At 69.6% G+C, this 22761-nt stretch carries 28 protein-coding genes; 4 read left to right on the top strand and 24 right to left on the bottom strand.

Going from position 1 to position 22761, the window contains the following annotated elements; all coding sequences use genetic code 11:
* The first annotated feature begins 2 nt into the window (after positions 1 to 2).
* Positions 3 to 1127, top strand: coding sequence for an EscU/YscU/HrcU family type III secretion system export apparatus switch protein (locus AC3WPZ_RS09460; RefSeq protein ID WP_444686758.1), 1125 nt, complete (start codon positions 3 to 5; stop codon positions 1125 to 1127).
* 13 nt (positions 1128 to 1140) lie between these two features.
* Entirely contained in the window at positions 1141 to 3228 is a 2088-nt protein-coding gene (locus tag AC3WPZ_RS09465) for a flagellar biosynthesis protein FlhA (protein WP_444686759.1), read from the top strand.
* A gap of 7 nt (positions 3229 to 3235) precedes the next feature.
* On the opposite strand, the gene AC3WPZ_RS09470 is transcribed toward AC3WPZ_RS09465, so the two are convergent.
* Entirely contained in the window at positions 3236 to 4198 is a 963-nt protein-coding gene (locus AC3WPZ_RS09470; protein WP_444686760.1) for a hypothetical protein, read from the bottom strand.
* A gap of 122 nt (positions 4199 to 4320) precedes the next feature.
* Positions 4321 to 5205 carry a flagellin N-terminal helical domain-containing protein gene (locus tag AC3WPZ_RS09475; protein ID WP_444686761.1) on the bottom strand — a complete coding sequence of 295 codons (885 nt, stop codon included), beginning with the start codon at positions 5203 to 5205 and terminating at the stop codon, positions 4321 to 4323.
* Between the two features lie 201 nt (positions 5206 to 5406).
* Here AC3WPZ_RS09475 and AC3WPZ_RS09480 point away from each other — a divergent pair, with 201 nt between their 5' ends.
* Positions 5407 to 5817, top strand: coding sequence for a DUF7684 family protein (locus AC3WPZ_RS09480; RefSeq protein ID WP_382325326.1), 411 nt, complete (start codon positions 5407 to 5409; stop codon positions 5815 to 5817).
* A 14-nt stretch (positions 5818 to 5831) separates the two neighbouring features.
* Here AC3WPZ_RS09480 and AC3WPZ_RS09485 read toward each other — a convergent pair whose 3' ends face one another.
* The 12 genes from AC3WPZ_RS09485 to flgB are packed head-to-tail and all read right to left on the bottom strand — an operon-like array spanning position 5832 to position 15691.
* The gene (locus AC3WPZ_RS09485; RefSeq protein WP_444686762.1) at positions 5832 to 6908 is read right to left on the bottom strand and encodes a hypothetical protein; all 1077 of its coding nucleotides are present in this window, start codon (positions 6906 to 6908) and stop codon (positions 5832 to 5834) included.
* Between the two features lie 14 nt (positions 6909 to 6922).
* The gene (gene flgL, locus AC3WPZ_RS09490) at positions 6923 to 7834 is read right to left on the bottom strand and encodes a flagellar hook-associated protein FlgL (RefSeq protein ID WP_492439321.1); all 912 of its coding nucleotides are present in this window, start codon (positions 7832 to 7834) and stop codon (positions 6923 to 6925) included.
* A 13-nt stretch (positions 7835 to 7847) separates the two neighbouring features.
* A complete protein-coding gene (gene flgK, locus AC3WPZ_RS09495; RefSeq protein ID WP_444686764.1) occupies positions 7848 to 9224 on the bottom strand; it encodes a flagellar hook-associated protein FlgK in 1377 nt (458 codons plus the stop codon).
* Between the two features lie 3 nt (positions 9225 to 9227).
* Positions 9228 to 9626, bottom strand: a complete 399-nt coding sequence (locus tag AC3WPZ_RS09500; protein ID WP_382325332.1) for a rod-binding protein — start codon at positions 9624 to 9626, stop codon at positions 9228 to 9230.
* A gap of 12 nt (positions 9627 to 9638) precedes the next feature.
* On the bottom strand, positions 9639 to 10781 hold the full coding sequence (locus AC3WPZ_RS09505) for a flagellar basal body P-ring protein FlgI (protein ID WP_444686766.1): 1143 nt from the start codon (positions 10779 to 10781) through the stop codon (positions 9639 to 9641).
* Between the two features lie 10 nt (positions 10782 to 10791).
* Positions 10792 to 11454, bottom strand: a complete 663-nt coding sequence (gene flgH, locus AC3WPZ_RS09510; RefSeq protein ID WP_382325334.1) for a flagellar basal body L-ring protein FlgH — start codon at positions 11452 to 11454, stop codon at positions 10792 to 10794.
* Positions 11454 to 12242: a flagellar basal-body rod protein FlgG gene (gene flgG / locus AC3WPZ_RS09515; protein ID WP_382325336.1), complete on the bottom strand. Its 789-nt coding sequence runs from the start codon at positions 12240 to 12242 to the stop codon at positions 11454 to 11456. Before flgG ends, flgH begins: the two co-directional genes overlap by 1 nt.
* 43 nt (positions 12243 to 12285) lie before the next feature.
* Positions 12286 to 13014, bottom strand: a complete 729-nt coding sequence (locus tag AC3WPZ_RS09520; RefSeq protein ID WP_444686767.1) for a flagellar basal body rod protein FlgF — start codon at positions 13012 to 13014, stop codon at positions 12286 to 12288.
* 10 nt (positions 13015 to 13024) lie between these two features.
* Positions 13025 to 14218, bottom strand: a complete 1194-nt coding sequence (locus AC3WPZ_RS09525) for a flagellar hook protein FlgE (RefSeq protein WP_382157194.1) — start codon at positions 14216 to 14218, stop codon at positions 13025 to 13027.
* A gap of 17 nt (positions 14219 to 14235) precedes the next feature.
* A complete protein-coding gene (locus AC3WPZ_RS09530) occupies positions 14236 to 14904 on the bottom strand; it encodes a flagellar hook capping FlgD N-terminal domain-containing protein (RefSeq protein ID WP_382325340.1) in 669 nt (222 codons plus the stop codon).
* A gap of 2 nt (positions 14905 to 14906) precedes the next feature.
* On the bottom strand, positions 14907 to 15326 hold the full coding sequence (gene flgC / locus AC3WPZ_RS09535; RefSeq protein ID WP_382325342.1) for a flagellar basal body rod protein FlgC: 420 nt from the start codon (positions 15324 to 15326) through the stop codon (positions 14907 to 14909).
* A gap of 2 nt (positions 15327 to 15328) precedes the next feature.
* Positions 15329 to 15691, bottom strand: coding sequence for a flagellar basal body rod protein FlgB (flgB, locus tag AC3WPZ_RS09540; RefSeq protein ID WP_382157188.1), 363 nt, complete (start codon positions 15689 to 15691; stop codon positions 15329 to 15331).
* 16 nt (positions 15692 to 15707) lie between these two features.
* Here flgB and flgA point away from each other — a divergent pair, with 16 nt between their 5' ends.
* Positions 15708 to 16382, top strand: coding sequence for a flagellar basal body P-ring formation chaperone FlgA (flgA, locus tag AC3WPZ_RS09545; RefSeq protein WP_382325344.1), 675 nt, complete (start codon positions 15708 to 15710; stop codon positions 16380 to 16382).
* Between the two features lie 10 nt (positions 16383 to 16392).
* On the opposite strand, the gene AC3WPZ_RS09550 is transcribed toward flgA, so the two are convergent.
* The 10 genes from AC3WPZ_RS09550 to fliS are packed head-to-tail and all read right to left on the bottom strand — an operon-like array spanning position 16393 to position 22755.
* Positions 16393 to 17118 carry a glycoside hydrolase family 73 protein gene (locus AC3WPZ_RS09550; protein WP_382326502.1) on the bottom strand — a complete coding sequence of 242 codons (726 nt, stop codon included), beginning with the start codon at positions 17116 to 17118 and terminating at the stop codon, positions 16393 to 16395.
* A complete protein-coding gene (gene flgN, locus AC3WPZ_RS09555) occupies positions 17105 to 17530 on the bottom strand; it encodes a flagellar export chaperone FlgN (RefSeq protein WP_382157183.1) in 426 nt (141 codons plus the stop codon). The genes AC3WPZ_RS09550 and flgN overlap by 14 nt, the downstream gene beginning before the upstream one ends.
* A complete protein-coding gene (gene flgM / locus AC3WPZ_RS09560) occupies positions 17527 to 17811 on the bottom strand; it encodes a flagellar biosynthesis anti-sigma factor FlgM (protein ID WP_492433463.1) in 285 nt (94 codons plus the stop codon). Before flgM ends, flgN begins: the two co-directional genes overlap by 4 nt.
* Positions 17812 to 17863: 52 nt before the next feature.
* Positions 17864 to 18886 (bottom strand): flagellar motor protein MotB, encoded by a 1023-nt coding sequence (locus tag AC3WPZ_RS09565; RefSeq protein ID WP_382325350.1) that lies wholly within the window; start codon positions 18884 to 18886, stop codon positions 17864 to 17866.
* Positions 18873 to 19793 carry a flagellar motor stator protein MotA gene (motA, locus tag AC3WPZ_RS09570; protein WP_382325352.1) on the bottom strand — a complete coding sequence of 307 codons (921 nt, stop codon included), beginning with the start codon at positions 19791 to 19793 and terminating at the stop codon, positions 18873 to 18875. The genes AC3WPZ_RS09565 and motA overlap by 14 nt, the downstream gene beginning before the upstream one ends.
* Positions 19794 to 19814: 21 nt before the next feature.
* Entirely contained in the window at positions 19815 to 20528 is a 714-nt protein-coding gene (gene fliA, locus AC3WPZ_RS09575) for an RNA polymerase sigma factor FliA (RefSeq protein ID WP_382163946.1), read from the bottom strand.
* A gap of 8 nt (positions 20529 to 20536) precedes the next feature.
* On the bottom strand, positions 20537 to 20989 hold the full coding sequence (locus AC3WPZ_RS09580) for a flagellar basal body protein (RefSeq protein WP_382325354.1): 453 nt from the start codon (positions 20987 to 20989) through the stop codon (positions 20537 to 20539).
* Positions 20990 to 21024: 35 nt separating this feature from the next.
* Positions 21025 to 22068, bottom strand: coding sequence for a flagellar hook-length control protein FliK (locus AC3WPZ_RS09585; RefSeq protein ID WP_382325356.1), 1044 nt, complete (start codon positions 22066 to 22068; stop codon positions 21025 to 21027).
* Complete coding sequence (locus AC3WPZ_RS09590) at positions 22065 to 22376, bottom strand: hypothetical protein (protein ID WP_382325358.1); 312 nt, start codon at positions 22374 to 22376, stop codon at positions 22065 to 22067. Before AC3WPZ_RS09590 ends, AC3WPZ_RS09585 begins: the two co-directional genes overlap by 4 nt.
* Positions 22369 to 22755, bottom strand: coding sequence for a flagellar export chaperone FliS (fliS, locus tag AC3WPZ_RS09595; protein WP_382157173.1), 387 nt, complete (start codon positions 22753 to 22755; stop codon positions 22369 to 22371). Before fliS ends, AC3WPZ_RS09590 begins: the two co-directional genes overlap by 8 nt.
* Positions 22756 to 22761: the final 6 nt, after the last annotated feature.

Below are 22761 nucleotides of genomic sequence, written 5' to 3' on the forward strand. Positions count from 1 at the left end.
CCATGGCCGAGCAGGACACCGGGGAAAAGACCGAAGACGCCAGCGCGCAGAAGCTGCGCAAGGCGCGCGAGAAGGGCCAGGTCGCCCGCTCCAAGGACGTGGCCACCGCCGTGGGTCTGGTCTGCAGCCTGCAGCTCATCGTCATCATGGCGCCCTCGTACCTGGCGGATTTCAAGCACCTGTTCGGCCTGGGCTTCGTGATGCTCGACGGCGAGGCCGCGCTGGACAACATGTGGTCCAACGCCTTCAAGCCGGCGATCCTGCTGGTGGGCAAGATGGTGCTGCCCCTGGCGCTCATCCCCATCATCGTGGCCGCGTTCACGCTGTTCCCCAGTGGCTGGGTGCTCAGCACCGACCAGTTCATGCCCAAGCTGGAACGGCTGAACCCGCTGAGCTACTTCAGCCGCATCACCAAGCCCAAGCACCTGATCGACTGGGCCACCACCGCCGCCAAGGCGGCCTGCCTGGGTGGCGTGCTCTGGCACACCGCGAGTTCCACGCGCCCGGCCTTCCTGCGGCTGCAGGGCCTGCCGCTGCACGAGGCGCTGGCGCAGGCCATGGGCCTGGCGATCACCGGCATCTTCACCCTGTGCAGCGTGTTCGTGGTGTTCGCGCTGATCGACCTGCCGCTGCAGCGCTTCGTCTTCCTGCGCGAACAGCGCATGAGCAAGCGCGACCTGAAGGAAGAGCACAAGACCAGCGAAGGCCGGCCCGAGGTGCGCCAGCGCATCCGCCAGCTGCAGCAGCAGATCGCCAAGCGCAGCGTGCGCAAGATCGTGCCCACCGCCGACGTGGTGATCGTCAACCCCACGCACTACGCGGTGGCCCTGAAGTACGACACGCAGAAGGCCGAAGCGCCCTATGTGATCGCCAAGGGCGTGGACGAGCTCGCGCTCTACATCCGCGCCCTGGCCACCGAGCACAAGGTGGAGGTGCTGGAACTGCCGCCGCTGGCGCGCGCCATCTACAACACCAGCCAGGTTAAGCAGCAGATCCCGGCCGCGCTGTACCAGGCCGTGGCGCTCGTGCTGCGCTATGTGCTCCAGCTGCGCGCCTACCGCGAAGGCGGCCGCAAGGCGCAGCCCGCGCTGCCCGCCGACCTCCACGTCCCCGCCCACCTGACCTGACACCAAGCCCGCCATGAACGTCCTCAAGTCACTCTGGTCCGACCTGCAGCGCATGCGCTACGCCGCGCCGCTCTTCCTGCTGGCGATGCTGACGATGGTGATCCTGCCGTTGCCACCGCTGCTGCTGGACGTGCTGTTCACGTTCAACATCGTGCTCTCGCTGATCGTGATCCTGGTCGCGGTCAACAGCCGCCGGCCGCTGGACTTCTCCATCTTCCCCACCGTCATCCTGGGCGCCACGCTGTTGCGCCTGATGCTCAACGTGGCCTCGACGCGGGTGGTGCTGCTCAACGGCCACCAGGGCACGGACGCGGCCGGCAAGGTGGTCGAGGCCTTCGGCCACGTGGTGATCGGCGGCAACTTCGTGGTCGGCCTGGTGGTGTTCGTGATCCTGATGATCATCAACTTCCTGGTGGTCACCAAGGGCGCCGAGCGCATCTCGGAGGTGTCGGCGCGCTTCACGCTGGACGCCCTGCCCGGCAAGCAGATGGCGATCGACGCCGACCTCAACGCCGGCCTCATCAACCAGGAAGGCGCGCAGGCGCGCCGCAAGGAAGTGGCCGGCGAGGCCGACTTCTACGGCGCCATGGACGGCGCCTCCAAGTTCGTCAAGGGCGACGCCATCGCCGGCATCCTGATCCTGCTGATCAACCTCATCGGCGGCGTGCTCATCGGCAGCTTCATGCACGGCCTCTCGCTGGGCGAGTCGTTCAAGCTGTTCGCGCTGCTGACCATCGGCGACGGCCTGGTCGCGCAGATCCCGGCGCTGCTGCTCTCCGCCGCGGCCGCAATCATCGTCACCCGCGCCAGCGAGTCGGGCGACATCGAAAAGCAGATCACCGGCCAGCTGCTGGCCTCGCCCGGCGTGCTGTACGGCGCGGCCGGTCTGATGGCCCTGCTGGGCGCCATCCCGGGCATGCCCACCTTCATCTTCTTCGCCTTCGCCGGCGTGCTCGGCTACGTGGCGTGGCGCATGGGGTCGCGCGTGGTGGTGGCCCCGCCGGACCCCAGCGCCCAGGTGCAGGTGGCCCTGCTGACCGAGAGCCAGCCCGAGATCGACTGGAAGAGCCTGCCGGTGGTGGAGCCGGTGGCCGTGTCGGTGGGCTACAAGCTGGTGGGCCTGATCGACCCCGGGCAAGGCGCCGTGCTCGCCAAGCGCCTCAAGGGCGTGCGACAGACCCTGAGCGAAGGCATGGGCGTGGTGCTTCCGCCCATCGGCGCGCGCGACGACCTCGGCCTCAAGCCCAACTTCTACTCGGTGCTCATGCACGGCACGGTGCTGGCGCAGGCCGAGGTGTTCGCCGACCGGCTCATGGCCATCCCGGGGCCCCAGGTGTACGGCGACATCGACGGCATCCCCGGCGCCGACCCCTCCTTTCGCATGCCGGTGATCTGGATCGAGCCGGCGCAGAAGGCGCACGCCCTGGGCATGGGCTACCAGGTGGTGGACGTGCCCACGGTGATCGCCACGCACGTGACCAAGCTGATGCGCGAGAACCTCGGCGAACTGTTCCAGCACGACGACGTCAACGCGCTGATGGAGCGCCTGGCCTCGCTCGCGCCCAAGCTGTCGGCCGCGCTGGACAAGGCCTTCACCCACAGCATGCTGCTCAAGGTGTTCCGCACGCTGCTGGCCGAGAACGTCTCGCTCAAGGACATCGTGCCCGTGGCCACCACCCTGCTGGAGAACGCGGAGCAGACCAAGGACCCGCTGCTGCTGGCCGCCGAGGTGCGCTGCACGCTGCGCCGCCAGATCGTCGGCGCGCTGTGCGGCCAGACCGGCGAGATCAAGGCCTTCAACATGGGCGGCGAGCTGGAGAACCTGCTGCTGGGCGCGCTCAACCAGGCGCGCAGCGCCGGCAAGGTCGCGCTGGACAACTTCCCGATCGACCCCAACCTGCTTAACCAGCTGCAGTCCCACATGCCCATCGCGCGCGAGCAGATGAAGCAGATGGCGGCCACGCCGCTGCTGCTGGTGATGCCCCAGGTGCGCCCCCTGCTGGCGCGCTACGCGCGGCTGTTCGCACCGGGCCTGCACGTGCTGTCCTACAACGAGGTGCCCGAGCAGCGGGAAGTGGCCATCGTCGGCTCGCTCGGCTGAGCGGCCCTCAGGCCTGCGCGTCCGGCGGCAACGGCCAGTGCCGCGCCACACCACTCACCACCTCGGCCAGTGCGTGCAGCAACAGCGACGATGCGGGGTCGGGCCGGTAACTCAAGCCACCCGGTGGCAAGGGCGCGAGCGGCGTGCCCAGTTGCACCTTGACCAGCGGCGCGCCCAGGCGGCCCAGGGCCGCGGCCAGCTCCGGCATCAGCTCGCGCAGCAAGGGCAGCACCTGCGCTTGTCGCGGAATCAGGGCCATGGCCAGGCCACCGCCCAGCCACAACAGCTGAACCGTGATCGGGCCAGCCTGCGGCAGGGTCAGGGCCACCTCCAGGCCGGCGGGCCCCTCCTCGCGCGGCCGGGGCTTGCGGCGCTCCCACAGCGGCGCGGCGGCCACGCGCAGCGCCACGCTCAGGCCGCCCCAGGCGTACAGGTGAAAACTCCAGTGGCCGGGTTCGCCGCGCTCCGACGGCGGCGCACCGGGCGCCGTGTGCGGGCCGGGCAGCGCCAGCGGCGGCCGCTCCAGCAGCGCCAGCCCTTGCAGGCCCAGGTCCATGTGGCGCGAGGTGAGGATGACGCGCCATGCGGCGGCCAGTTCGGTGGGCGACGGCAGCTTCCACTGGTAGGCCCGCAGGGCCGCCTGGTCCAGGCGCATCGCGGGCAGTTCGTCGGGTGATGCGGGGGCGCCCGGCACGCCGGGCCGGGGCGCGACGAACTCGAGTTCGAGCGAAGGCTCGGTCGCCAGAACCCGCATCCACACCATGTCGCCCACCGAAAGACCCTGGGCCCAGGCGCCTTGCGGAGGCAGGCGCAGCGTGGCGCCGCGATCGCGCCGCAGCGTCACGCCATGCTCGTCCCGCCCCTCGTAGCGCAGGGCGATGTGCTCGCCCACGGCCGGCCGCGGCGCACCATCCCGGGCGGGCTGGCGCTGCGGCGCGAGGCTCGCGGCGGTGACACGATCGATGTTCATGGAGGCCTCCGTCCACCCACCCAGGTTCAGGCGCCTTGCGCGTGAAATGAAAAAAAGCCAGCCGAGTCACCGGCTGGCTTTGTCGTCTCGAGCCGCCGTGGAGGGCGGCCGAAGTCGCCGGTTTACTGCATCAGCGACATGACCAGCTGGGACATGCTCGACGACTGCTTGAGCATCGAGGTGCTGGCTTGCATCAGCATCTGGTTCTTGGTCATGTTGGCCGTTTCAGCGGCGTAGTCCACGTCCATGATGCGGCCCTTGGAGGCGTCGGTCTGGGTGCGCTGGTTGCCCAGGTTGTTGTAGACGCTTTCCAGGCGGTTGGAAGAAGCACCCAGCTGGGCGCGCACGGCACCGATGGAGTCCAGCACGTCGGCCAGGTCGTCGATCGCGGTGTTGGCGGCGGCGGCGGTGGCGATTTCGGTGCCAGGGGTGCCGGCGGTCACGCCCGCGGTGTAGGAAGCCACCACGGCGTCGAGGTCGGTGCCCAGGTCGCCCAGGGCATCGGTCACGTCCACTTCCATGGTTTCGGCGGTCGTCGCGCCGATCTGGAAGGTCACGGCGGCGGCGCCGAGCTTGCCACCGTCGCCGGCCTTGTTGAACAGGGCTTCACCGGCGAACGAGCTGTTCGTCATGATGTTGCCGAGTTCTTCGCCGAGCTGGTCGAATTCGGACTGCAGGGCGTCGCGGTCTTCCTGGGTGGCCGAACCGTTGGCGGCTTCGGTGGCCAGGTCCTTCATGCGGGTGACGATGTTCGTCATTTCCTTGAACGCGCCTTCGGCGGTCTGCATCATCGAGATGCCGTTCTGCGTGTTGCGCATCGCCACGGCCATGCCGCGCGACTGGGCGTTCATGCGGGTGGCGATCTGCAGGCCGGCGGCATCGTCCATGGCGGAGTTGATGCGGAAACCCGTGCCCAGGCGGGACATGGAGGTCGTCAGGGTCTTCTGCGTGGCGCCGAGGGCGTTCTGGGTGCTCAGCGAAGCGTAGTTGGTGTGCAGGCTCAACATGGTGGGTACTCCTTGATCGGTTGGGGCGCCGGGTATCGACGACCTCACCTTCACAGAGCGACCTGCTCGAGCGGGTCCTTAAATGCGGAGGCTGATTTTTTTCTGAATCAGGACAGCGAGGTGCCCAGCTAGCATGTCGCCCATCGGCCCAAAGCACGCATCGAGATGACCTCTCCAGACATCCACCCTCCACAACGCCCAGTGACCTACCTGCTGCTCCCTCCTGGGGAGAGGCATCCTGAGATCGCGCATCTCGCGCCGTTTCAAGCCGTTGTGATCGTGGATGCGGAGGTGGACAGCCATTGGCAGAACGCCACGAGCGCATGGCTCGTCCGATCAGGCTGCCTCTACATGATGGCGTGGGGTCGTGAATGCAGCAGTTGGGACGATTCGGTCGACTGGGCGTATATCGACGACTGCCCCGGTGAAGCGACACCGGATCACCGATTGGTCGTCACCACTTGGCATGAGAAAGAGTCTCTGAAGGAAACGTTCTGGTTCAGCAAGCGCTGCGCCATTCACCCCACCGTGGACCTGAAGAACACGCTGCTTCTGCACATTGCCGTTGAGTCGCAGGAAACCAAGCTGCTGAAAATCTATGCCAACGCCTAGCGCCTGCGCCCGCTTCACCCCAGCAACGCCATGACCCGCGCGCGGTTCACGCCCGCCAAAGCCGGCGCCACATCGGCATAGGTCTCGAAGCGCATCGATTGCGTGCGCGCCAGGAAGGCCTGGGCCGCGCGCTCCACCGACTCGGCCGGGATCTCCGCCGAGGCGGCGCTGGCCTCGGCCGAGGCCAGCGCCAGCGCGCCAGCCACCTGGGCTTGCGTGAAGCCCACGCGGTCCAGCGCGTGGATCACGCGCTGCAGCGCACCGCGAATTTCGTGCGGCTCCACCGGTGCCTGTTCGTACAGCGCCGCCGGCAGGGCCGGTGCTTCGGTGTGGGTGCGCACGCGCTGGGGGACGCCGTCGGCGAAGCGGTGTCCCTCGCCCTTGATGGTGATGCGGTCCTGCACCTTGTCCCAGGTGGCTTCCGGCGCGCTGAACACGGGTTCGCCCCGGTCGTCGATGTGCACGCGCACATCGGCCGTGGCCAGGGCGTGGTCGAGCCGGCGCAGGTTGCTGTTCACCCCTTGTTCGGGGTCGATGGTCACGGTCAGCGGGCCGGCCAGGTTGGACGGCAGGCCGATGCTGAGCACCTCGCGCGCGCCTTGCGACAGCGCGGCCGCGTCGATGCCCCGGATGCGAAACGCCTGGCGCGCCGCGCCATGGCCCTGGTACTGCAGTTGCGGGTCGATGGCGGCGCTGGTGGCCGCGGCGCGCTGGCGCCAGAGTGTCTGCAGGCCTTGTCGCGCCGAGGCGAGTTCGCCCTCGCGCTGGTGGGCCGTGGCCGGGTCGGCCAGGTTCTCGCTGTAGCCGGACTTGAGGGTGTGCAGGCCGGCCGACAACTGGCCGAGGTAGGCCTTGGACATCTGGGCCGCGGCCACCTGCCCATGCCGTTCGCCGTCCCAGGGGCTGAAGGCGGACGCTGATTTCGCCGCCTCGCCGGTCGTGGCGCGCAGGGGACGAGCGCTGGCCGCTCCGGGCACCGCTGCGGCCGGGGCCGTGGCACCCGCCGCCGGCCGGCCGATGGCGAGCGCGGTGCCGGAGGCGCGTTCGTTGCCACCCGTGGATCGAAGGGCCGGGAGCGTGTTGACCTGCATGGGTGAGCGGTCGATCAGAGCACGTTGAACAGCGAAAGCGCCGACACCTTGGCGTAGGCCTTCTGCGTGGCCTGCAGCGCGGTGGTGTAGCCGGCAAGGTGCACGGCGGCCTCGGCGTAGTCGAGCTTGCCCAGCGCGAGCACGGCGTGGTCGTTGGACAGGCTCACGTTGGCCAGCGAGGTGTCCTGCGAGTCCAGCGTGGTGAGCGCGCCGCCGATGCGCGCGATGCGCGAGTTCACGCTGTTGAAGGTGTTGTCGAGCAGGTCCGTGGTGGCCTTGAGGCGGGCCCGCACGGCCGGGTCGTTGACGGTGACGCCCGGCGTCTGGAAGTCCTGGATGGTGAGGTCGAGCTGGTTCAGGAAGGCGGCCATCTCGTCCAGCGGCACGTTGGCCGCCTGCGTGATGCCGTTGCCCACCACCACCTGTTGCAGGTCGGTGTTGCCGGTGAAGCTGTAGCGCGCGCCAGGCGCGGCGGCCGGGTCGAGCGTGATGGAGGCCGTGTTCGAGGCGGTGCCCGAAAACAGGTAGCGGCCTTCCTGGTCGCGGGTGTTGGCGGTGGCGAAGATGCTGTCGCGCAGCGAGATGAGCTGCGTGGCCATGGCCCGCACGTCTTCGGAGGTGTTGGTGCCGTCGGCAGCCCATATCTGCAGGTCGCGCATCTGCAGCATGTCGCGGCTCATGCTGTCGAGCAGCACCTCGCTGTGCCGCAGGCGCCCGCCCAGGGCGCCGATGTTGTCGCGGTACTGGTCCAGCGCGGCCTGCTCGCGCGCGAGCCGGCCCAGCCGCACGCTGGCGATGGGGTCGTCCGAGGGCACCAGCAGGCGCTCGCCGGTGGCCATCTGCTGCATGAGTTGCTCGACCTTGAACGACGCCATCTGCAGCGAGGTGCTCATGGTGGTGTGGTACTGGGTGCTGGCGATGCGCATGGTCTCTTCTCCTTCAGCCGAACATGGCCAGCGTGGTGTCGAACAGCTCGTTGGAGACGGCCAGCACCTTCATGTTGGCCTGATACATCTGCTGGTACTGCACGATGTTGATCGCCTCCTCGTCGGTGTTCACACCGCTGGTGGACTTCCAGCTTTCCTCGGCCTGGTTGCGCACCGTCTTGGCGGTGTCGTGGGCCGCGCGCGCCTGCTGGTTCTGCGTGCCCAGGCGCCCGACGATCTGGGTGTAGATGTCGCCCAGGCGCACCGTGCCCAGCGAAGGCACCGTCAGCGGCTGGTCGCGCAGGCCGATGAGGGCCTGCAGGTTGTCGCTGTTGCCGGGTTTGGTCGGGTCCAAGGAGAACGCCAGGTCTTCGCCCAGCAGGCCGTCGACCACCTTGAGCAGGCCGGTGGAGGCGGCGTCGAACTGGAACAGGTCGGTGCCCGGCGTGCCGTCCATGGCGAAGCCGGCGGCCATCTGGGTGTTCACCCGCGTGGCAATGGCTTCGGCCAGCGCGGCCACGTCATCGATCACCGGCTTGAGCACCGTGCGCTCGAATTCGTCCAGCCCACCGAGCTGGCCGCCGAGGTTGCCGCTGGTGACGGTGAAGGACTCGCTGGCGAAGGCCAGTTTCAGGGTCTGCGAGCCGTCGGGGTTGTTGACGGTGGAGAGCGTGGCGGCCAGGGAGCCGGCCACCAGCGGCACGCCGCTGCGCAGGGACACGCTGGCGCTGCCGTCGGCCTGCTCGACCACCTGCAGGCCCACCAGGTTGGACAGCGCGTCGATCTTGAGGTCGCGCGTGTCCATCAGGCTGGAGGGGTTGATGCCGGTGGCGCGCGTGGCCGCGATCTTCTCGTTGAGGTCGGCGATCTCCGCGCTCAGCGAATTCACCTGCGCCACCGAGGCGGTGCGCTGCTGCGCGACCGAGGCGCGCTGGTTGTTGAGCACCTGGTTGAGGTTGTTGAAGCGCTGGGCCAGCGCCTCGGCCGAGGTGATCACCTGCTGGCGCAGGGGCGCGGAGGTGGGGTCGACGCTGGCGGCGTTGAGGGCGTTGAAGAACAGGTCCAGCCCGCTGTTGAGGCTGGAGCCGTCGTCGCCCATCACCTGCTCGAGCTGGCGCATGTAGGGCTGCGAGGTGTTGTAGCGGCCCAGTTCGGAATTGGCCTGCCACATCTGCATGCTTTTGTAGCCGTCGCTGAAGCGCAGCAGCGCGGGCACCGAGACGCCGCCACCGGTGGCGGCCACGCCGCCCTTGAACGGGCCGACCGCCGCGAACAGCGCGCCCTGCCGGGTGAAGCCCGGCGTCATCACGTTGGCGATGTTGTGGCTGGCCGCGGCCAGCGCGGTCTGGGCGGCCAGTGCGCCGGTCAGCGCGGTGTAGTGGATGGTCATGGGTCAGGGCTCCGGCGGTGTGGCGGCCCCGCGCACGGTCGGGGCCTTCTCGTGGATAGCGACCGAAGCGGGCGGCGCCTTAAGCGCGGCCTGCATCGGCGCCACGGCGGGCGCGGGCAGCAGCTGGCGCAGGATCACGTCGGCGATGCCGAAGGCGCGCTGGCGGGCCATGGTGTCGGCCACCACGTTGTCGGCCAGGTCCAGCATGTCCTGGTTGATCTTGTTGTTGAACGGGCTGTCTTCGCTCGCCAGGGCCTGCGTGGAGCGGCGCATGGCCTTGAGGTTCTGCGCGATGAAGAAGGCCTCGAATTTTTCCGCGGCATCGACCGCCTTGGCGCGCAGCACCGGGTCGATGTCGGCCGGCTGCCCGGCGCCGGGGGCCGAAGGTCCAATGGCTTGCATGGTGGGCTCGCCTCAGATGACGACGAGTTCGCCGTCGATGGCACCGGCCTGGTCCAGCGCCTGCAGGATGGCCATGATGTCGTCGGGCGAAGCGCCGGTGCTGTTGATGGTGTCGATGATGCCTTTGAGGCTGGTGCCCGGCGGCCAGCTGAACATGCGGCCGCTGCCCTGCTCCACCGCCACGCTCGATTGCGGCACCACCTTGGTCTCGCCACGGCCGAAAGGCGCGGGCTGGCTCACCAGGGGTTGTTCGCCGATCACCACCTTGAGCGAGCCGTGCGACACCGCCGCCGGCCGCACGCGCACGCCGTCGGCGATCACCACGGTGCCGGTGCGCGAGTTGAAGACCACCTTGGGCGTTTCCGTGCCCACGGCCACCGGCAGCGCCTGCAGCATGGCCACGAAGGCCACGCGCTGGGTCGGGTTCGCGGGGGCGACCACGTCCACGCTGGTGGCGTTGCGCGTGGTGGCGAGCGTGCCGAACTTGCGGTTGATGGCCTCGACGATGTTGGTGGCGGTCTGGAAGTGCGGGCGCTTGAGGCTCAGCGTGACGGTCTCTCGGGTGTCGAAGTCGCTTTCGATCTCGCGCTCCACCGTGGCGCCGTTGGGCACGCGGCCGGCGGTGGGCGTGTTCACGGTGACGCTGGACCCGCTGGCGCCCTGCGCCGAGAGGCCGCCCACCACCACATTGCCCTGGGCCAGCGCGTAGACCTCGCCATCCGCACCGCGCAGGGGCGAGAGCAGCAGCACGCCGCCGCGCAGGCTCTTGGCATCGCCCATCGAGGACACGGTCACGTCGATGCTCTGGCCCTTGCGGTAACCCGGCGGGAACACCGCGCTGACCATCACGGTCGCCACGTTGCGCGCCTTGGTGTTGCTGCGTTCGGGCAGCTTGACGCCGAACTGCTTGAGCATGTTCTCCACCGTCTGGCCCGAGAAGCGGATCTGGCTGCTGTCGCCCGACCCCTGCAGGCCTACCACCAGGCCGTAGCCGATCAGCTGGTTCTCGCGCATGCCTTCGACGTCGACCAGGCTGTGCAGCGGCCGGGCCGGCGCGCCCGGCGCCTGCGCCTGCGCCGGCAGCGCGAGGGCCAGCAGGGCGGCGCCCAGGGCCAGGGCGGCGCAGCAGCGCGCGCGGATCGGGGCAAGGTTCATGGCAGGCATCTCAGAAAGGCATCCAGGGGCTGGTGAAGAAGCGGGTGAGCCAGCCCGGGCTGTTGGCATCGGCCAGCGTGCCGGTGCCGGAATAGGCGATGCGCGCGTTCGCGATGCGCTGGGACGACACGCGGTTGGTAGCGTCGATGTCCTCGGCGCGCACGAAGCCGCTGAGACGGATGAACTCCTCGCCCTGGTTGAGCCACAGGCTCTTCTCGCCCGAGACGCGCAGCAGGCCGTTGGCCATCACCTCGTGCACCACCACGGTGATCGCGCCTTCCAGCGCGTTCTGCTGCGTGCTGCTGGAGCCGCCGGAGAACTCGCGGTCGGCCGAGAGGCCCACGCTGGTGTCGAGCACCTTGCCGGCGATGGTCAGGGGCTGCACGCTCGCGCTGCTGCGCTTGTCCAGACTGGTGCCCGAGCGCTTGCTGGCCTGCGTGGTCTCGGCCAGGATCACCGTGAGCACGTCGCCGGAGCGGAAGGCGCGGCTGTCGTTGGTCAGCACCCAGGCGGACTGGGGGTTGAACAAGCCACCCGACTGGCCCTTGCGCGCCATGGGCTGCACCGGGGGCATGGGCGCGTCGGCCAGCGGCGGTGCCACCGGCGGCACGATGGCCGCGCAGCCACCGAGCCCGGTGGCCGCCGCCAGGGTGAGGACGGCCAGCGCGCGCATCAGCGCACCGCCTGGGCCAGGTTCTGCAGCATGCCGTCGGCGGCGGACAGCACCTTGGTGTTCATCTCGTAGGTGCGCTGGGCCGAGATCATTTCCACCATTTCCTCGACCACCTGCACGTTGGAGCCTTCCAGCGCGCCCTGCTTGAGCTTGCCGAAGGCCTCTTCGCCGGGCACGCCTTCGGTGGGCACGCCGCTGGCGGTGGTTTCCTGGAACAGGTTGTCGCCCAGCGCCACCAGGCCGGCCGGGTTCACGAAGCCCGCGAGCGTGATCTGGCCCAGTTCGGTGAGTTCGGTCTCGCCCGCGATCTTGGCGCTGACCACGCCGTTTTCGCCGATGACGATGGACTGCGCGTTGGCCGGGATGGTGATGTCCGGCACGATGGGGTAGCCCTGCGCGGTCACGAGCCGGCCTTCGGGGCTGGGCTGCAATTGGCCGGCGCGCGTGTAGGCGGTGTCGCCGTTGGCCAGCTCCACCTGCAGGAAACCCTGGCCGACGATGGCCACGTCCAGCTGCTGGCCGGTGGTCTGCAGGCTGCCGGTGGTGAAGACCTTCTGCGTGCCGACCACGCGCGTGCCATTGCCCAGCTGCACGCCGGTGGGCGCGTTGGTGTTCTCGTCGCGCGCGGCGCCGGGCTGGCGCTCCACCTGGTAGAACAGGTCTTCGAACATCACGCGGTCGCGCTTGAAGCCCACGGTGTTGACGTTGGCGAGGTTGTTGGCGATGGCCTGCAGCTTGGCGTCCTGCGCCTGCACGCCGGTCTTGCTGACCCACATGGCGGGATTCATGGTGTGTTTCCTGGTTGGTTGAACGGGGGGGGGCGCGGCAGGCTCAGCCGCGCAGCAGGCGGTTGCCCGCCTCGGACATGCGCTCGGCCGAGCCGAACAGCTTCATCTGCACCTCGAAATCGCGGCTCAGCGTCATGGTGGCCACCATCTCCTCGACGGCGGACACGTTGCTGCCCTCCAGGTGGCCCGAGCGCATGGTCACGGTGTCGTCAGCCGGCAATGGCTGGCCGTCGCGCGCCACGATCAGGCCGGCTTCGTTCTTCGTGACCTCGCCGCCCAGCGGCCGCACGGTCTTGATGCGGTCCACCGGCTGCAAGTCCTCCTGGCCCGGCGGCTGGATCGAGACCGTGCCGTCGCCCGCGATGTCCACGCGCGTGAAGGCCGGCAACACGATGGGGCCGCCATCGCCGACGACGGGGCGCCCGTTCACCGTCAGCGTGCCGTCGGCATCCACGGTGAACTGGCCCGAACGGGTGTAGGCCTCCTGCGCGCCACGGTGCTGCACCGCGAAGTAGCCCTCGCCCGTGACGGCCACGTCCAGCTCGCGGCCGGTGGACTTGAGCACACCGTGGCGCGCGCTCACGCCGTCGGCGTTGAGCTGGCTCATGTGGCGGTCGTCGTAGCCGTAGCCGGGGGTCGCGAGCGCGGTGCTGAAGGCCACGTCGGCCCGGAAGCCGGGCGTGTCCGCGTTGGCCAGGTTGTTGGCGCGCACCTGCTGCTCGCGCAGCGTGCGCTCCGCGCCGCTCATGGCCGTGTAGATCAGGGCATCCATGGCAAGGGGCTCAGACGGCCTGCATCAGGGCCTGGGTCATGGCCTGCTGGGTGGAGAACACCTTGGTGTTGGCCTGGTAGTTGCGCTGCGCGGTCATCAGGCCCACCAGTTCACCGGTCATGTCGACGTTGGACTGCTCCAGCGAGCCGGGGCTGATGGTGCCGGCCTGGCCCGCGCCGGGCACGTCGTACAGCGGCTCGCCGCTGGCGTTGGAGACGGCCCAGCTGGTGTCGCTCACCGGCACCAGGCCGTCTTCGTTGGGGAAGTTGGCCAGGGCGATGGTGCCCACGCGCTGCTTCAGGCCGTTGCTGTACTGGGCCAGCACCGAGCCATCCTTGTCGAGCGCCACGCCCACGAAGGAGCCCGAGGCGTAGCCGTTGCTGGCGTTGACGGTGGTGGTGGCTTGGCCCGCGAACTGCGTCGTGCCGTTGTAGTTCACGGCCAGCGCGATCGGCGCCACCGTGGCCGGCACCGGCAGGTTCTTGGTCACCGGCGTGGCCGGGGTCAGCAGCTGGCCGGCGGTGCTGAACTGCAGCACGGTCTGCGAGCCCGCGGGCAAGGCCGCGCCGTTGAAGGTGTAGTGCACCGTGACTTCGTTCGGGTTGGTCTTCACGAAGTACTGCGTCACCGTGTGCTTGGTGCCTTGCGAGTCGTAGACCACCGAGACCATGGAACCGTTGTACGACTGCGGGTCGGTCGGCGAGAACGGCGCCACGGCCGGGTTGGGCCAGTCGGCCGAGAGGTTGCCCACGTAGTCGAGCGTGCTGCTGGCCTGCGCCGGCAACTGCCCTTTTTCGATCTGCATGTCGCCCAGGGCGCCGAGCGCGGTGCTGCCCGGCACGGCGGCGTAGCCCTGCACGCGGCGGCCGAAGCTGTCGGTGACGTAGCCGTCCTTGTCGGCGCCGAAGATGCCCACGCGGGTGAACAGGGTCTCGCCGTTGGTGTCCTTGGTGACGAAGAAGCCCTTGCCCTGGATCGCGGCGTCCATGCTGCGGCCGGTGTTGAGCGCGCCGCCGCTGGTGCCTATGGTCTGCGACATGGAGCCGACCTCCACACCGATGGCCTGGCCATCGGCGTACATCGAGGCGAAGTTGGCGCGGCTGGACTTGAAGCCGTAGGTGCCGGCGTTGGCGATGTTGTTGCTGATCGCTTCCAGCTGGGTGTTGATGGCGTTGACGCCGCCGAGGGCAATGTTGAAGCTCATGGAAGGAGGTCCTTAAATCAACTGTTGGAGGTCTTCGGGCGGCCGAAAAAGCCGGTGATGGCATGGGAAGGCACGTCCCCCAGGTGCGCCACCTGAAGCAGCACACCGCCGGTGGGCGAGAGCTTCACGCTGGTGAGTTCGCTCTGGATCTCCACATCGGGGGACACGCCTTCGCCGCCATCGATGGCGATGTCGTAGCTGCCACCCGGCAGGCCCAGCGCCTGGGGGTCCACTGAAAAATACACGGTGCCGGCGCTCTGGGCACCCAGCTCTACGCGGTGTTTCTGACCATCTGGCGCCGTGAGCACCACCGCCAGGTTGGAATTCGCGGCGTCGAGCTCGAAACTGCCCGAGACCTTCTCGGTGCCGAGGATCACCGACTCGGTGACCACGGACACCTGGCTGCCCACCTGGGCGCCGAGCGAGAGCACCTGCAGGCTCTCCAGCATGGAGGCGCTGTTGCGCGTCTGCGCCACCACGTTCTGCATGGCTTCGGTCTGGCTGAGCTGCGTGAGCTGGTTGACGAACTCGGCCGGGTCGCTGGGCTCCAGCGGGTTCTGGTTGCGCACCTGCGCCACCAGCAGCTTGAGGAACATGTCCTTGGTGCCGGCGTCCGCGTTCGCGGCCACCGGCGCTTCGGCGGCGGTCTGCGCCGACTTCTGGGTCAGATCGGTGATGGCTTCCATAGTCAGGACTCTCCCAGCCGCAGCACGGCCATCTGCATCTGGCGGGTGCGGGTCAGCACCTCGACGCTGGTTTCAAAGGCGCGCGAGGCCGACATCATGTCGGTCATCTCGGCCACGGGGTTCACGTTGGGCAGGTAGATGTCGCCGGCCTCGTTGGCCAGCGGGTGGTCGGGCTGGTGCATGCGGCGCAGCGGCTCGTCGCTCTGGATCACGTCGAGCACCTGCACGCTGGCGCCGGGCGTGGCGCCGTTGCCGCCGTTGTCGTAAATCGTGGCGAAGACCGGCTTGCGCGCGCGGTAGGTGTCGCCCTCCACGCCCGAGGCGGCCTCGGCGTTGGCGAGGTTGCTGGCGATGGTGTTGAGGCGCACAGTCTGGGCCGACATGGCCGAGCCCGCGATGCGGCTGATGCTTTCGAACGACATGTTTACTGCCCCGCGATGGCCTGCGCCAGGCCCTTGAATTTCATCTGGACGAAGGTCAGGCTGGTCTGGAAACCGACCGCGTTCTGCGCGAAAGCCGCCTGCTCGACGCCCAATTCCACGGTGTTACCATCCGCCGAAGGGTGGTGCGGCACGCGGTACATCAGCTCGCCGCCATCGCCCGTTTCAAGCCCCTCCCCGCCTTCGCTCATCACCCGTTCCAGGCTGGCGGCGAAGTCGATGTCGCGGGCCTGGTAGCCCGGGGTGTTCACGTTGGCGAGGTTGGAGGCCAGCACCTTGGTCCGCTCCGCCCGCAACTGCAGTGCGTCGGCATGCACCGCGATCACTTGCCCGATATCGATACCCATGCGCAGTCCTTTCTGTTTGAAGTTGCTTGTCTGGTTCGGCGCCCTGCCCGCGCTCGCGGTGGCGGCGCCCGTGCTGCCGCAGGTCGAGCAGGCGGTGCGCGCGCACTGGCTTGCCCACGCCGAAGACCTGGGCTGGAAAGCCCCTGAAGTGAGCGTGAAGCTGGGCAGCCGCGCGCCCGCGAATCTGCAGTGCGCCAGCCCGGTCGCGGTGGACCTGGGCGACGCCCGCCACCCGACCCGCATGCCGCTCAAGGTGAGCTGCCCGGACACACCGGGCTGGACGCACGAGTTCGTGGCGCGCGTGGCGCTCGAGGCCGAGGTGCTGGTCAGCGCCGGGGCGATCGCCGCCGGCAAGGCACTCACCGCCGCGGACGTGCGGCCCGAGCGGCGCGATGTGACGCAGATGGCCGATGCCCTGGGCATCGTCGAGAACGCGGTGGGGCAGTCGAGCCGGCGCGCGCTGCGCGAAGGCCAGGTGCTGCAGGCGCGCCTGCTGAACAAGGCCGTGCTGGTCAAGCGCGGGGCGGCCGTGCGCATCGTCGCGCGCCAGGGCGGCGTGTCGGTGGAGAACGCGGGCGAGAGCCTGCAGGCCGGCTCGCTCGGCGAGCTGGTGCGGGTGCGCAACACCGCGTCGGGCAAGACGCTGAGCGCGCGCGTCGTCGACGAGGGCGTGGTCGAACCCGCCGAATAGCGCTGGCGCCTCATCGGTTGGCTCCCTGGATCTGACGGGCCACCTGCTCCAGCTTGCCGGCGTAGGCCGGGTCGGTGGCATAGCCGCCCGCCGCCAGGCCCTGGGCGAAGGCCCGCGCGTCCTGGCCCGCGTTGACCGCGCCCCGGTAGCGCGGGTTGTCGCGCAGCAGGCGCGTGTAGTCCTGGAAGGCCTCGCCCGGATCGGCGTAGGCGCGGAAGCGCTCGGTGGTCTTGTGGGCCTCGCCCTCGCTGAACTCGGTGGTGAGCGCGTCGGTGGTGCCGCCCTTCCAGCCGCCCGTGGCCTTGAGGCCGAACAGGTTGTGCGTGTCGCTGCCGTCGGCCGCGCGCAGCGGTTGCCGGCCCCAGCCCGATTCGAGCGCCGCGTGGGCCGCGACCAGTTCGGGCGCCACGCCCAGCGCACGGCCAGCGCTTTCGGCCCAGGGCGCGATGCGGTTGAGAAAGGCGGCGCGTTCGGCCTCGGGCACCCCCTCGCCCGAAGCAGGGCGGACGCCCGGCGCCTCGACGGTGGCCATCCGCAGGCGCAGCGACGCGGCCTCGGGCGTGAGCCCGCCCGGCAGGCTGGCGCCCGAGCCCTGGGCGATGAAGCGGCGCACCTCGCCGTCCACCGAGCGCATGAGCGCGCTGAAGCCACCCGCGCCCGCGCGCGGCAGCGGCGCCATGCCGTCCATCGCCATGGCGGGCGACACCGCCGCGAAGCGCGCGTCAGGCAGGCGCATAGGTGTGCACCTCGTCGTTGAGCACGCGCTGCATGATCTCGTACTGGCCCATCAGCAGGTCGCAGTTGCGCGCGTTGAGGCGCTGGCACTCGGTCACCATCGCCTGCAGGTCGGTGTACCACTGCTTCACGGTGGCGCGCACGCCGTGCGGCAAGGCCTGCTGCACCATCTCGTAGGCCGCGTGGCCGTCGGCGCCGCTGATGCGCCGCGCCAGCGCGAGCCGTTCGTGGCCGCGTTGGGTGATGCGCTCGGTCAGTGCCGAAATGGATTCGCAGACGGCCGCCACGCGCACGGGGTCGTGGCGCAGCGCGGCGTCGAACTGCGCCTGCAGCAGGTCGCGCATGGCCTGGAAGTCGGTCTGGTCGTCGCGCACCAGCTCCAGGAAGGCCACGCACTCGCGCCGCACGCTCACGGCCGGCTCCCGTGGTAGCGCGTGATGAGGCTGGCGAGCTTGCCGGCGTCGAAGCGGATCTCGCCGCGCGCCAGGGCTTCGCGGATCTCGGCGACGCGGGCCGTGTCCACGTCCGACATGCCGCGCAGCGCGTCCATGGCGGGCTGCATGACGCCCGAGGCCAGCGCGGCCGGCGCGGTGGCCACCGAGGGCGCGCCGGCGCTGGCCGCCTCGGTGCGGGGCGCGTCGGCGGCGCGCGCCGCGGCGGCAGGCTCGGTGCCGGGGTTGCCGGAAATTCTCATGCGATCTCCTCGCGTTCGTCGGGTTTGCATTCGCCTGCGGCCTGAAGGGCGTTCATGGGGTGACGGGGGGGTGGTTGGCGCCGCGGTCCATCACCTGCTGCAGGCCGGGGATGCCCTGGCTGGCCTTGAGCAGGGACGCGCGCAGCGCCGCGAGCACGTCCAGGCTGGGCATCTCGGTCTGCACGCCGGGCACCAGTGGGTGCTGGTCCGTGGGCGCGCCGAACATGGCGGCGATGGCCCCGCTCTGGCCTTCGGTGAGCACGAGCAATTCGATGCGCCGGTTCACGCTGGCGTGAGCGTCCCCGGTTTCGAAGGGCGCGCGATCGGCCATGCCGACCACCTGCAACACGTTGCGCGCGGGCATGCCGCCATCCATCAGGTGCGCGCGCGCGGCGGCGGCGCGGTCGCTCGAGAGCGTCCAGTTCGATGCGGTGTGCGGGCCCGCGCCGGCATAGGGCCTGGCATCGGTGTGGCCGACGATGAGCATGCTGTTTTCGATCTTCGCGAACAGCGGGCCCATGCGCCGCAGCATGTCCTTGAATTTCGCGCCGGGCGTCGCGCTGCCGAGCTGGAACATGCCTTCGCGGTCGGTGTCGTGCAGCATGATGCGCAGCCCGTAGGGCGTGACGATGGTCTGCAGGTTGGCCTGCAGGCCCGCTTGCTCGCTCATCAGCTTGAGCAGCTCGGCCAGGTCCTGCAGCTGCGCGGGCGTTTCGTAGCGCACGCGCTGGCCCGGTTCGCGCGGCTGCACCTCGCCCACCTGCTCGCCCGCCATCGGGCCACCGCCCGACCCCCTGGCCGGCATGGGAAAACGCTCGATCAGGCTGCCGCGCGGCCCACCCACGGTTTCGACGCGCGGGCCGCGACCTTCGTTGACCACGTGCCCGCCGCTGGCGGTCATCAGGCCGCTGAGCTCTTCCTTGTCGCGCGCGGCGAGCACCCACAGCACCATGAACAGGCACATGAGCGCGAGCACGAAATCGGCGAAGGCCACCTTCCAGGCCCCGCCGTGCGCCTCTTCGTCGTGGCGCCGCGAGGCGCGCTTGACGATGGTGGCGTGGTCAAGCTTGGACACGGCGATCCCCCGCGCGTCGATTGAACTCTTGCTTGGGCTCCTCTTCGCGGCCCTCCAGCGCGTTGATCCAGGACTCCAGCTTGGAGAAGCTGGGCTTGATGTTGAGCTGCACCAGGCGGCGCCCGGCGTCGATCGCCAGCAGCGCGACCTTGCCCGACACATGGGTGACCAGCACCACCTTGACGGCTTCCATGTGCGACATCTCCTCCTTCACCAGCTGCTTCATCATGTTGCTGATGGGGTCGAGCACGGCGTAGCACAGGAAGATGCCGATGAAGGTGCCGACCATGGCCGCGGCCACCTTGGCCGCGATCTCGCCCGCGCCGGCACCGGCGCCCACCGAGTTCATCGCCATCACGATGCCCAGCACGGCGGCCAGGATGCCGAAGCCGGGCATGGCCTCGGCGATCTTGTGCAGCGACTTCGCCGGCTGGTTCAGTTCCTCGTGGATGGTCTCGAGCTCCTGCTCCAGCACGCCCTCCAGCTCGTGGGCGTTGATCTTGCCGATGGCCATCAGGCGGAAGTTGTCGACGATGAAGTGCAGCAGCTTGGGTTCGTCGAGCACCAGCGGGTACTTCATGAAGATCGCGCTCTTGTGCGGCTCTTCCACGTGGGCGTCCAGGGCCTTGATGCCGCCGGCGGCCGTCTGCAGCAGCTCGTACATCAGCAGCAGCAGCTGGCGCTGGAACTCCTCGCCCTGCTTGCGCGAGCCGACCAGCTTGCGCAGCTGGATGCCCATCTCGCTGAGCACGTGCCGTGGGTTGCCGACGATGATGGCGCCCAGGCCGGCGCCGCCGATGATCAGCAGTTCCACCGGTTCCCAGACCACCGCGAGGTCTCCGCCGCCCAGCAGGAAGCCGCCGAAGACGGTGAGGAGGATGACAAGGGCGCCGACGAAGAGTTGCATGGCTGGGCTTTGAAAAATCGGTCAGTCGGTCTGCAGGACGGTTTTCATCTTCTGCAGGGCGGCCTTGTTGATCTGGCAGATGCGGGCTTCGGTCAAGCCCAGCACCGCCGCGATCTCCTTGAGGCTCAGTTCGTATTCGTAGTAGAGCTGAATGACGCGCTGTTCACGCTCGCTCAACGTGCCCAAAGCCTGCTGTAGGCTTCGTTTGAGCACCAGTTCGGCTTCTGGCGAGCGCTGGGCGGACGCCTCGTTGGACAGCGCGTCGAACATGTCGTCGAAGCTGGCCAGGGTCTCGGCGTTGCTGTCCTGCTGGTAGGCCAGGTAGGCCTCGGGGCTGATGTCCAGCCCGGCCAGCACCTCGGCCTCGGTGGGTTCGCGCCCCATGCGCTTCGTGAGTTCGCGCACCTCGGTCTTGAGGCGAAAGCTCTCCTGGCGCACCGAGCGCGGCCGCCAGTCCTGGCGGCGCAGCTCGTCCAGGATGGCGCCGCGCACCCGCAGGCTGGCGAAGGCGGGGAAACGGTCGTCGGGCTCGCCGTAGCGGCGCAGGGCCTCGAGCAGGCCCATGAGGCCGATCTGCATCATGTCGTCGCGGTCCATGGTGCCACCGACCTGCGAGCTGAGCTGGCGCACGGTGCGCCGCACCAGCGGCGTGAACGCCAGCAGGTGCTTCTGCTCGTCCGCCGCGCCGAGCTCGGCCGCGGCCACGCTGGCCATTTCGGTGTAACCGCCGTACATGCCGTCGCTCACTCGATGATGAGCTTGCCGATCATCACTTCACCGAAAGGCATGGTCCGCGCCTCGGCCTTGAAGCTCTCCACATAGGCCTTCTGCACATGGTCGGAGAGCGCGGGGATGGTGAGCATGCCGGCCTGTTCGAGCGTGAACTCGGAGAGCGAGCGGACCGCGATCGAGCGCAGCTTGGGCAGTTGCTGCTTGGTCTGCGCCTCGTCGGCCACGGGGGTCTTGAACACCAGGTCCACCGCGAGGTAGTTGGTCAGCGGGCCGCCTTCGCGCCCGCGCAGCATCACGATGACCTTGTCCAGCGTGACGTAGCGGTACTCGCGCTTGTCGGGCGCCGGAGCGCCGGCCACGGCCGGCTTGGCCGGGCGCAGCAGCCAGTAGGCCGCCGCGCCGCCGCCCGCGGCGGTGAGCAGCGCGACGCCGACGACGAGGGAGATCAGTTGGACTTTTTTCATGCGGGCAGGCTCGGTGGCGGTCGGTCGGTGGCGCTTCAGGCCAGGGTGAAGGCGCGCCGGTCGGCCTTCGATTCACTCAGCAGGCCCTGGCCGGGCCGGTCTTCCTGCTGCGGTGGGTGTTGGCGTTCGCGGTGCGGGGAGCGGCCGTCGGCGAGCGCGCGGTCTTCGAACACCTGCACCGTGACGGGGCTGCCCTGCTTGTGCGTGAGTTCCTGCCGCAGGCCTTCGCCCATGGCCTGCAGCTGGCGCACCACGTCGTGGTGGGACGCGCTGAGCTGCACCTGCAGCTGGCCGGCCTCCTGGCGCAGCACGATTTCGATGCGGCCCAGGGCCGGCGGCTCCAGCCGGATGCGCGCCTGCTCGATGCCTTGCGAGGCCTGCACCTGCAGCCGATCGCCCAGCGCCTGCGCGAGCGGGCGCTGCCACAGGTCGGGCTCGGCGGCGGACAGGCGCACGCTGTCGCCTTCGAGCACGAAGGCGTTGCCCGTGGCCGGCGCGGTCGCGGCGGCGGGGCCGGCCTGCACCGGCGGCAGTTCGAAGCGCGGCGCGCGCGCGCCGGCATCGGCCGTGGTGCTGCCCTGCCCGGCCGGTGCGGCCGCCGGCAACGGCGCCGAGGCATCGGACACGGCGGGGTCGGCGGGCACGGGCACCGCCGCAAGGGACGTCGGGGGTGCCGGGCTGGTATGGAACAGGGCCACGGGCGCGGCGCCCGGCGGCGGCGCGGCGGGCGCGGCCTGCGAGGAGCGCAGCGCCAGCTGCAGCGCGCGCTCCACACCCACCGTCCACTGCACCGTGGCCAGGGCGGCGGACAGCATCGCCTCCGTGGGTTCGGCCGGGCCGTCGTCGCGCGCCTGTTCACCGTCGTCATCGGCCGCCGGCTCTTCATCGAGCAGGCCGATCTCGGTGGGGAGCGTGGGGTCGGCGGCGTCGATGGGTTCCGCGCCTTCGCCCACGGCCAACAGGTCGGCGAAATCGCCCGGCGGCGCGGCCTGTCCATCGGCCGGCGGCGCGATCGGCGCGGCACCGATCGGTGCGGACGCGGCGGGGGCGAGGTTGAGGACGGGGGATGCGGCGTTCATGGCAAGACCTCCTGCAGGTCGGTGCTCAGGGCGTAGGCGGTCCAGCCGGTGCGCTGGTCGCACAGCGCCTGAAGGCGCTCGTGGGCCTGGGCATGGGCCTGCGCGCAGGCGGTGCGCGCGGCCTCGTGCGCCTGGCGCAGCGCGTGGTGCGCGGCCTGCTCCGGCGCGCTCAGGGCCGCCACGGCGGGCAGGCGGGCGAGCAGCGCGGCGAGCTGTTGATCGGTGCGGGCCAGCGCGGCCCAGTCGGCGGCCTGCGTCTCGTGGCGCAGGCGCGCCGCCAGGTCCAGGAACGCTTGGCGCTTATCCATGGTGGGCCTGCATGCCTTCCCAGCCTTCCTGCAGCGTGCGCAGCAGCCGGCCCACTTCGTCGACCATGCCCACGTCGAGCCGGACCCCGGCCTCGTGCAGGCGGCGGGCGCAGTAGTCGTAGACCTCCGCGACCTGCGCGACCACCTCGCCACCGGCGTCCGTGTCCAGCGAGCTGGACAGGCCATTGAGCATGCCGACGCATTTGTCGAGGCTGCGCGCCTTGGCCTCGAAGCGGCTGCCTTCGATGTGGGCGCGCGCGCGCGCCAGCTCGTCCTGCAGGCCGTTCATCAGGATGAGCACCAGCTGCACGGACGAGGCCTGTGCGGTCTGGGCGCCCAGGTCGACCTGGGCGTAGCTCTCGTATGCGTCGTATGTCAAGGAAGT

It is taken from the genome of Hydrogenophaga sp. FW305-3-2-15-A-LB1 (genome assembly GCF_058787875.1).

What these genes read in the sequence shown, in the direction of transcription:
- AC3WPZ_RS09470 (WP_444686760.1), bottom strand. Translation starts at nt 4,198, where the DNA reads ATGAACATCGATCGTGTCACCGCCGCGAGCCTCGCGCCGCAGCGCCAG.
- AC3WPZ_RS09485 (WP_444686762.1), bottom strand. Translation starts at nt 6,908, where the DNA reads ATGCAGGTCAACACGCTCCCGGCCCTTCGATCCACGGGTGGCAACGAA.
- AC3WPZ_RS09475 (WP_444686761.1), bottom strand. Translation starts at nt 5,205, where the DNA reads ATGTTGAGCCTGCACACCAACTACGCTTCGCTGAGCACCCAGAACGCC.
- AC3WPZ_RS09525 (WP_382157194.1), bottom strand. Translation starts at nt 14,218, where the DNA reads ATGAGCTTCAACATTGCCCTCGGCGGCGTCAACGCCATCAACACCCAG.
- AC3WPZ_RS09500 (WP_382325332.1), bottom strand. Translation starts at nt 9,626, where the DNA reads ATGCAAGCCATTGGACCTTCGGCCCCCGGCGCCGGGCAGCCGGCCGAC.
- fliA (WP_382163946.1), bottom strand. Translation starts at nt 20,528, where the DNA reads ATGTACGGCGGTTACACCGAAATGGCCAGCGTGGCCGCGGCCGAGCTC.
- AC3WPZ_RS09505 (WP_444686766.1), bottom strand. Translation starts at nt 10,781, where the DNA reads ATGAACCTTGCCCCGATCCGCGCGCGCTGCTGCGCCGCCCTGGCCCTG.
- flgM (WP_492433463.1), bottom strand. Translation starts at nt 17,811, where the DNA reads ATGAGAATTTCCGGCAACCCCGGCACCGAGCCTGCCGCCGCGGCGCGC.
- flgL (WP_492439321.1), bottom strand. Translation starts at nt 7,834, where the DNA reads ATGCGCATCGCCAGCACCCAGTACCACACCACCATGAGCACCTCGCTG.
- flgG (WP_382325336.1), bottom strand. Translation starts at nt 12,242, where the DNA reads ATGAATCCCGCCATGTGGGTCAGCAAGACCGGCGTGCAGGCGCAGGAC.
- AC3WPZ_RS09460 (WP_444686758.1), top strand. Translation starts at nt 3, where the DNA reads ATGGCCGAGCAGGACACCGGGGAAAAGACCGAAGACGCCAGCGCGCAG.
- AC3WPZ_RS09580 (WP_382325354.1), bottom strand. Translation starts at nt 20,989, where the DNA reads ATGAAAAAAGTCCAACTGATCTCCCTCGTCGTCGGCGTCGCGCTGCTC.
- AC3WPZ_RS09530 (WP_382325340.1), bottom strand. Translation starts at nt 14,904, where the DNA reads ATGGAAGCCATCACCGATCTGACCCAGAAGTCGGCGCAGACCGCCGCC.
- AC3WPZ_RS09465 (WP_444686759.1), top strand. Translation starts at nt 1,141, where the DNA reads ATGAACGTCCTCAAGTCACTCTGGTCCGACCTGCAGCGCATGCGCTAC.
- flgH (WP_382325334.1), bottom strand. Translation starts at nt 11,454, where the DNA reads ATGCGCGCGCTGGCCGTCCTCACCCTGGCGGCGGCCACCGGGCTCGGT.
- AC3WPZ_RS09590 (WP_382325358.1), bottom strand. Translation starts at nt 22,376, where the DNA reads ATGGATAAGCGCCAAGCGTTCCTGGACCTGGCGGCGCGCCTGCGCCAC.
- AC3WPZ_RS09520 (WP_444686767.1), bottom strand. Translation starts at nt 13,014, where the DNA reads ATGGATGCCCTGATCTACACGGCCATGAGCGGCGCGGAGCGCACGCTG.
- flgB (WP_382157188.1), bottom strand. Translation starts at nt 15,691, where the DNA reads ATGGGTATCGATATCGGGCAAGTGATCGCGGTGCATGCCGACGCACTG.
- AC3WPZ_RS09585 (WP_382325356.1), bottom strand. Translation starts at nt 22,068, where the DNA reads ATGAACGCCGCATCCCCCGTCCTCAACCTCGCCCCCGCCGCGTCCGCA.
- flgK (WP_444686764.1), bottom strand. Translation starts at nt 9,224, where the DNA reads ATGACCATCCACTACACCGCGCTGACCGGCGCACTGGCCGCCCAGACC.
- AC3WPZ_RS09550 (WP_382326502.1), bottom strand. Translation starts at nt 17,118, where the DNA reads ATGCGCCTGCCTGACGCGCGCTTCGCGGCGGTGTCGCCCGCCATGGCG.
- motA (WP_382325352.1), bottom strand. Translation starts at nt 19,793, where the DNA reads ATGCAACTCTTCGTCGGCGCCCTTGTCATCCTCCTCACCGTCTTCGGC.
- flgC (WP_382325342.1), bottom strand. Translation starts at nt 15,326, where the DNA reads ATGTCGTTCGAAAGCATCAGCCGCATCGCGGGCTCGGCCATGTCGGCC.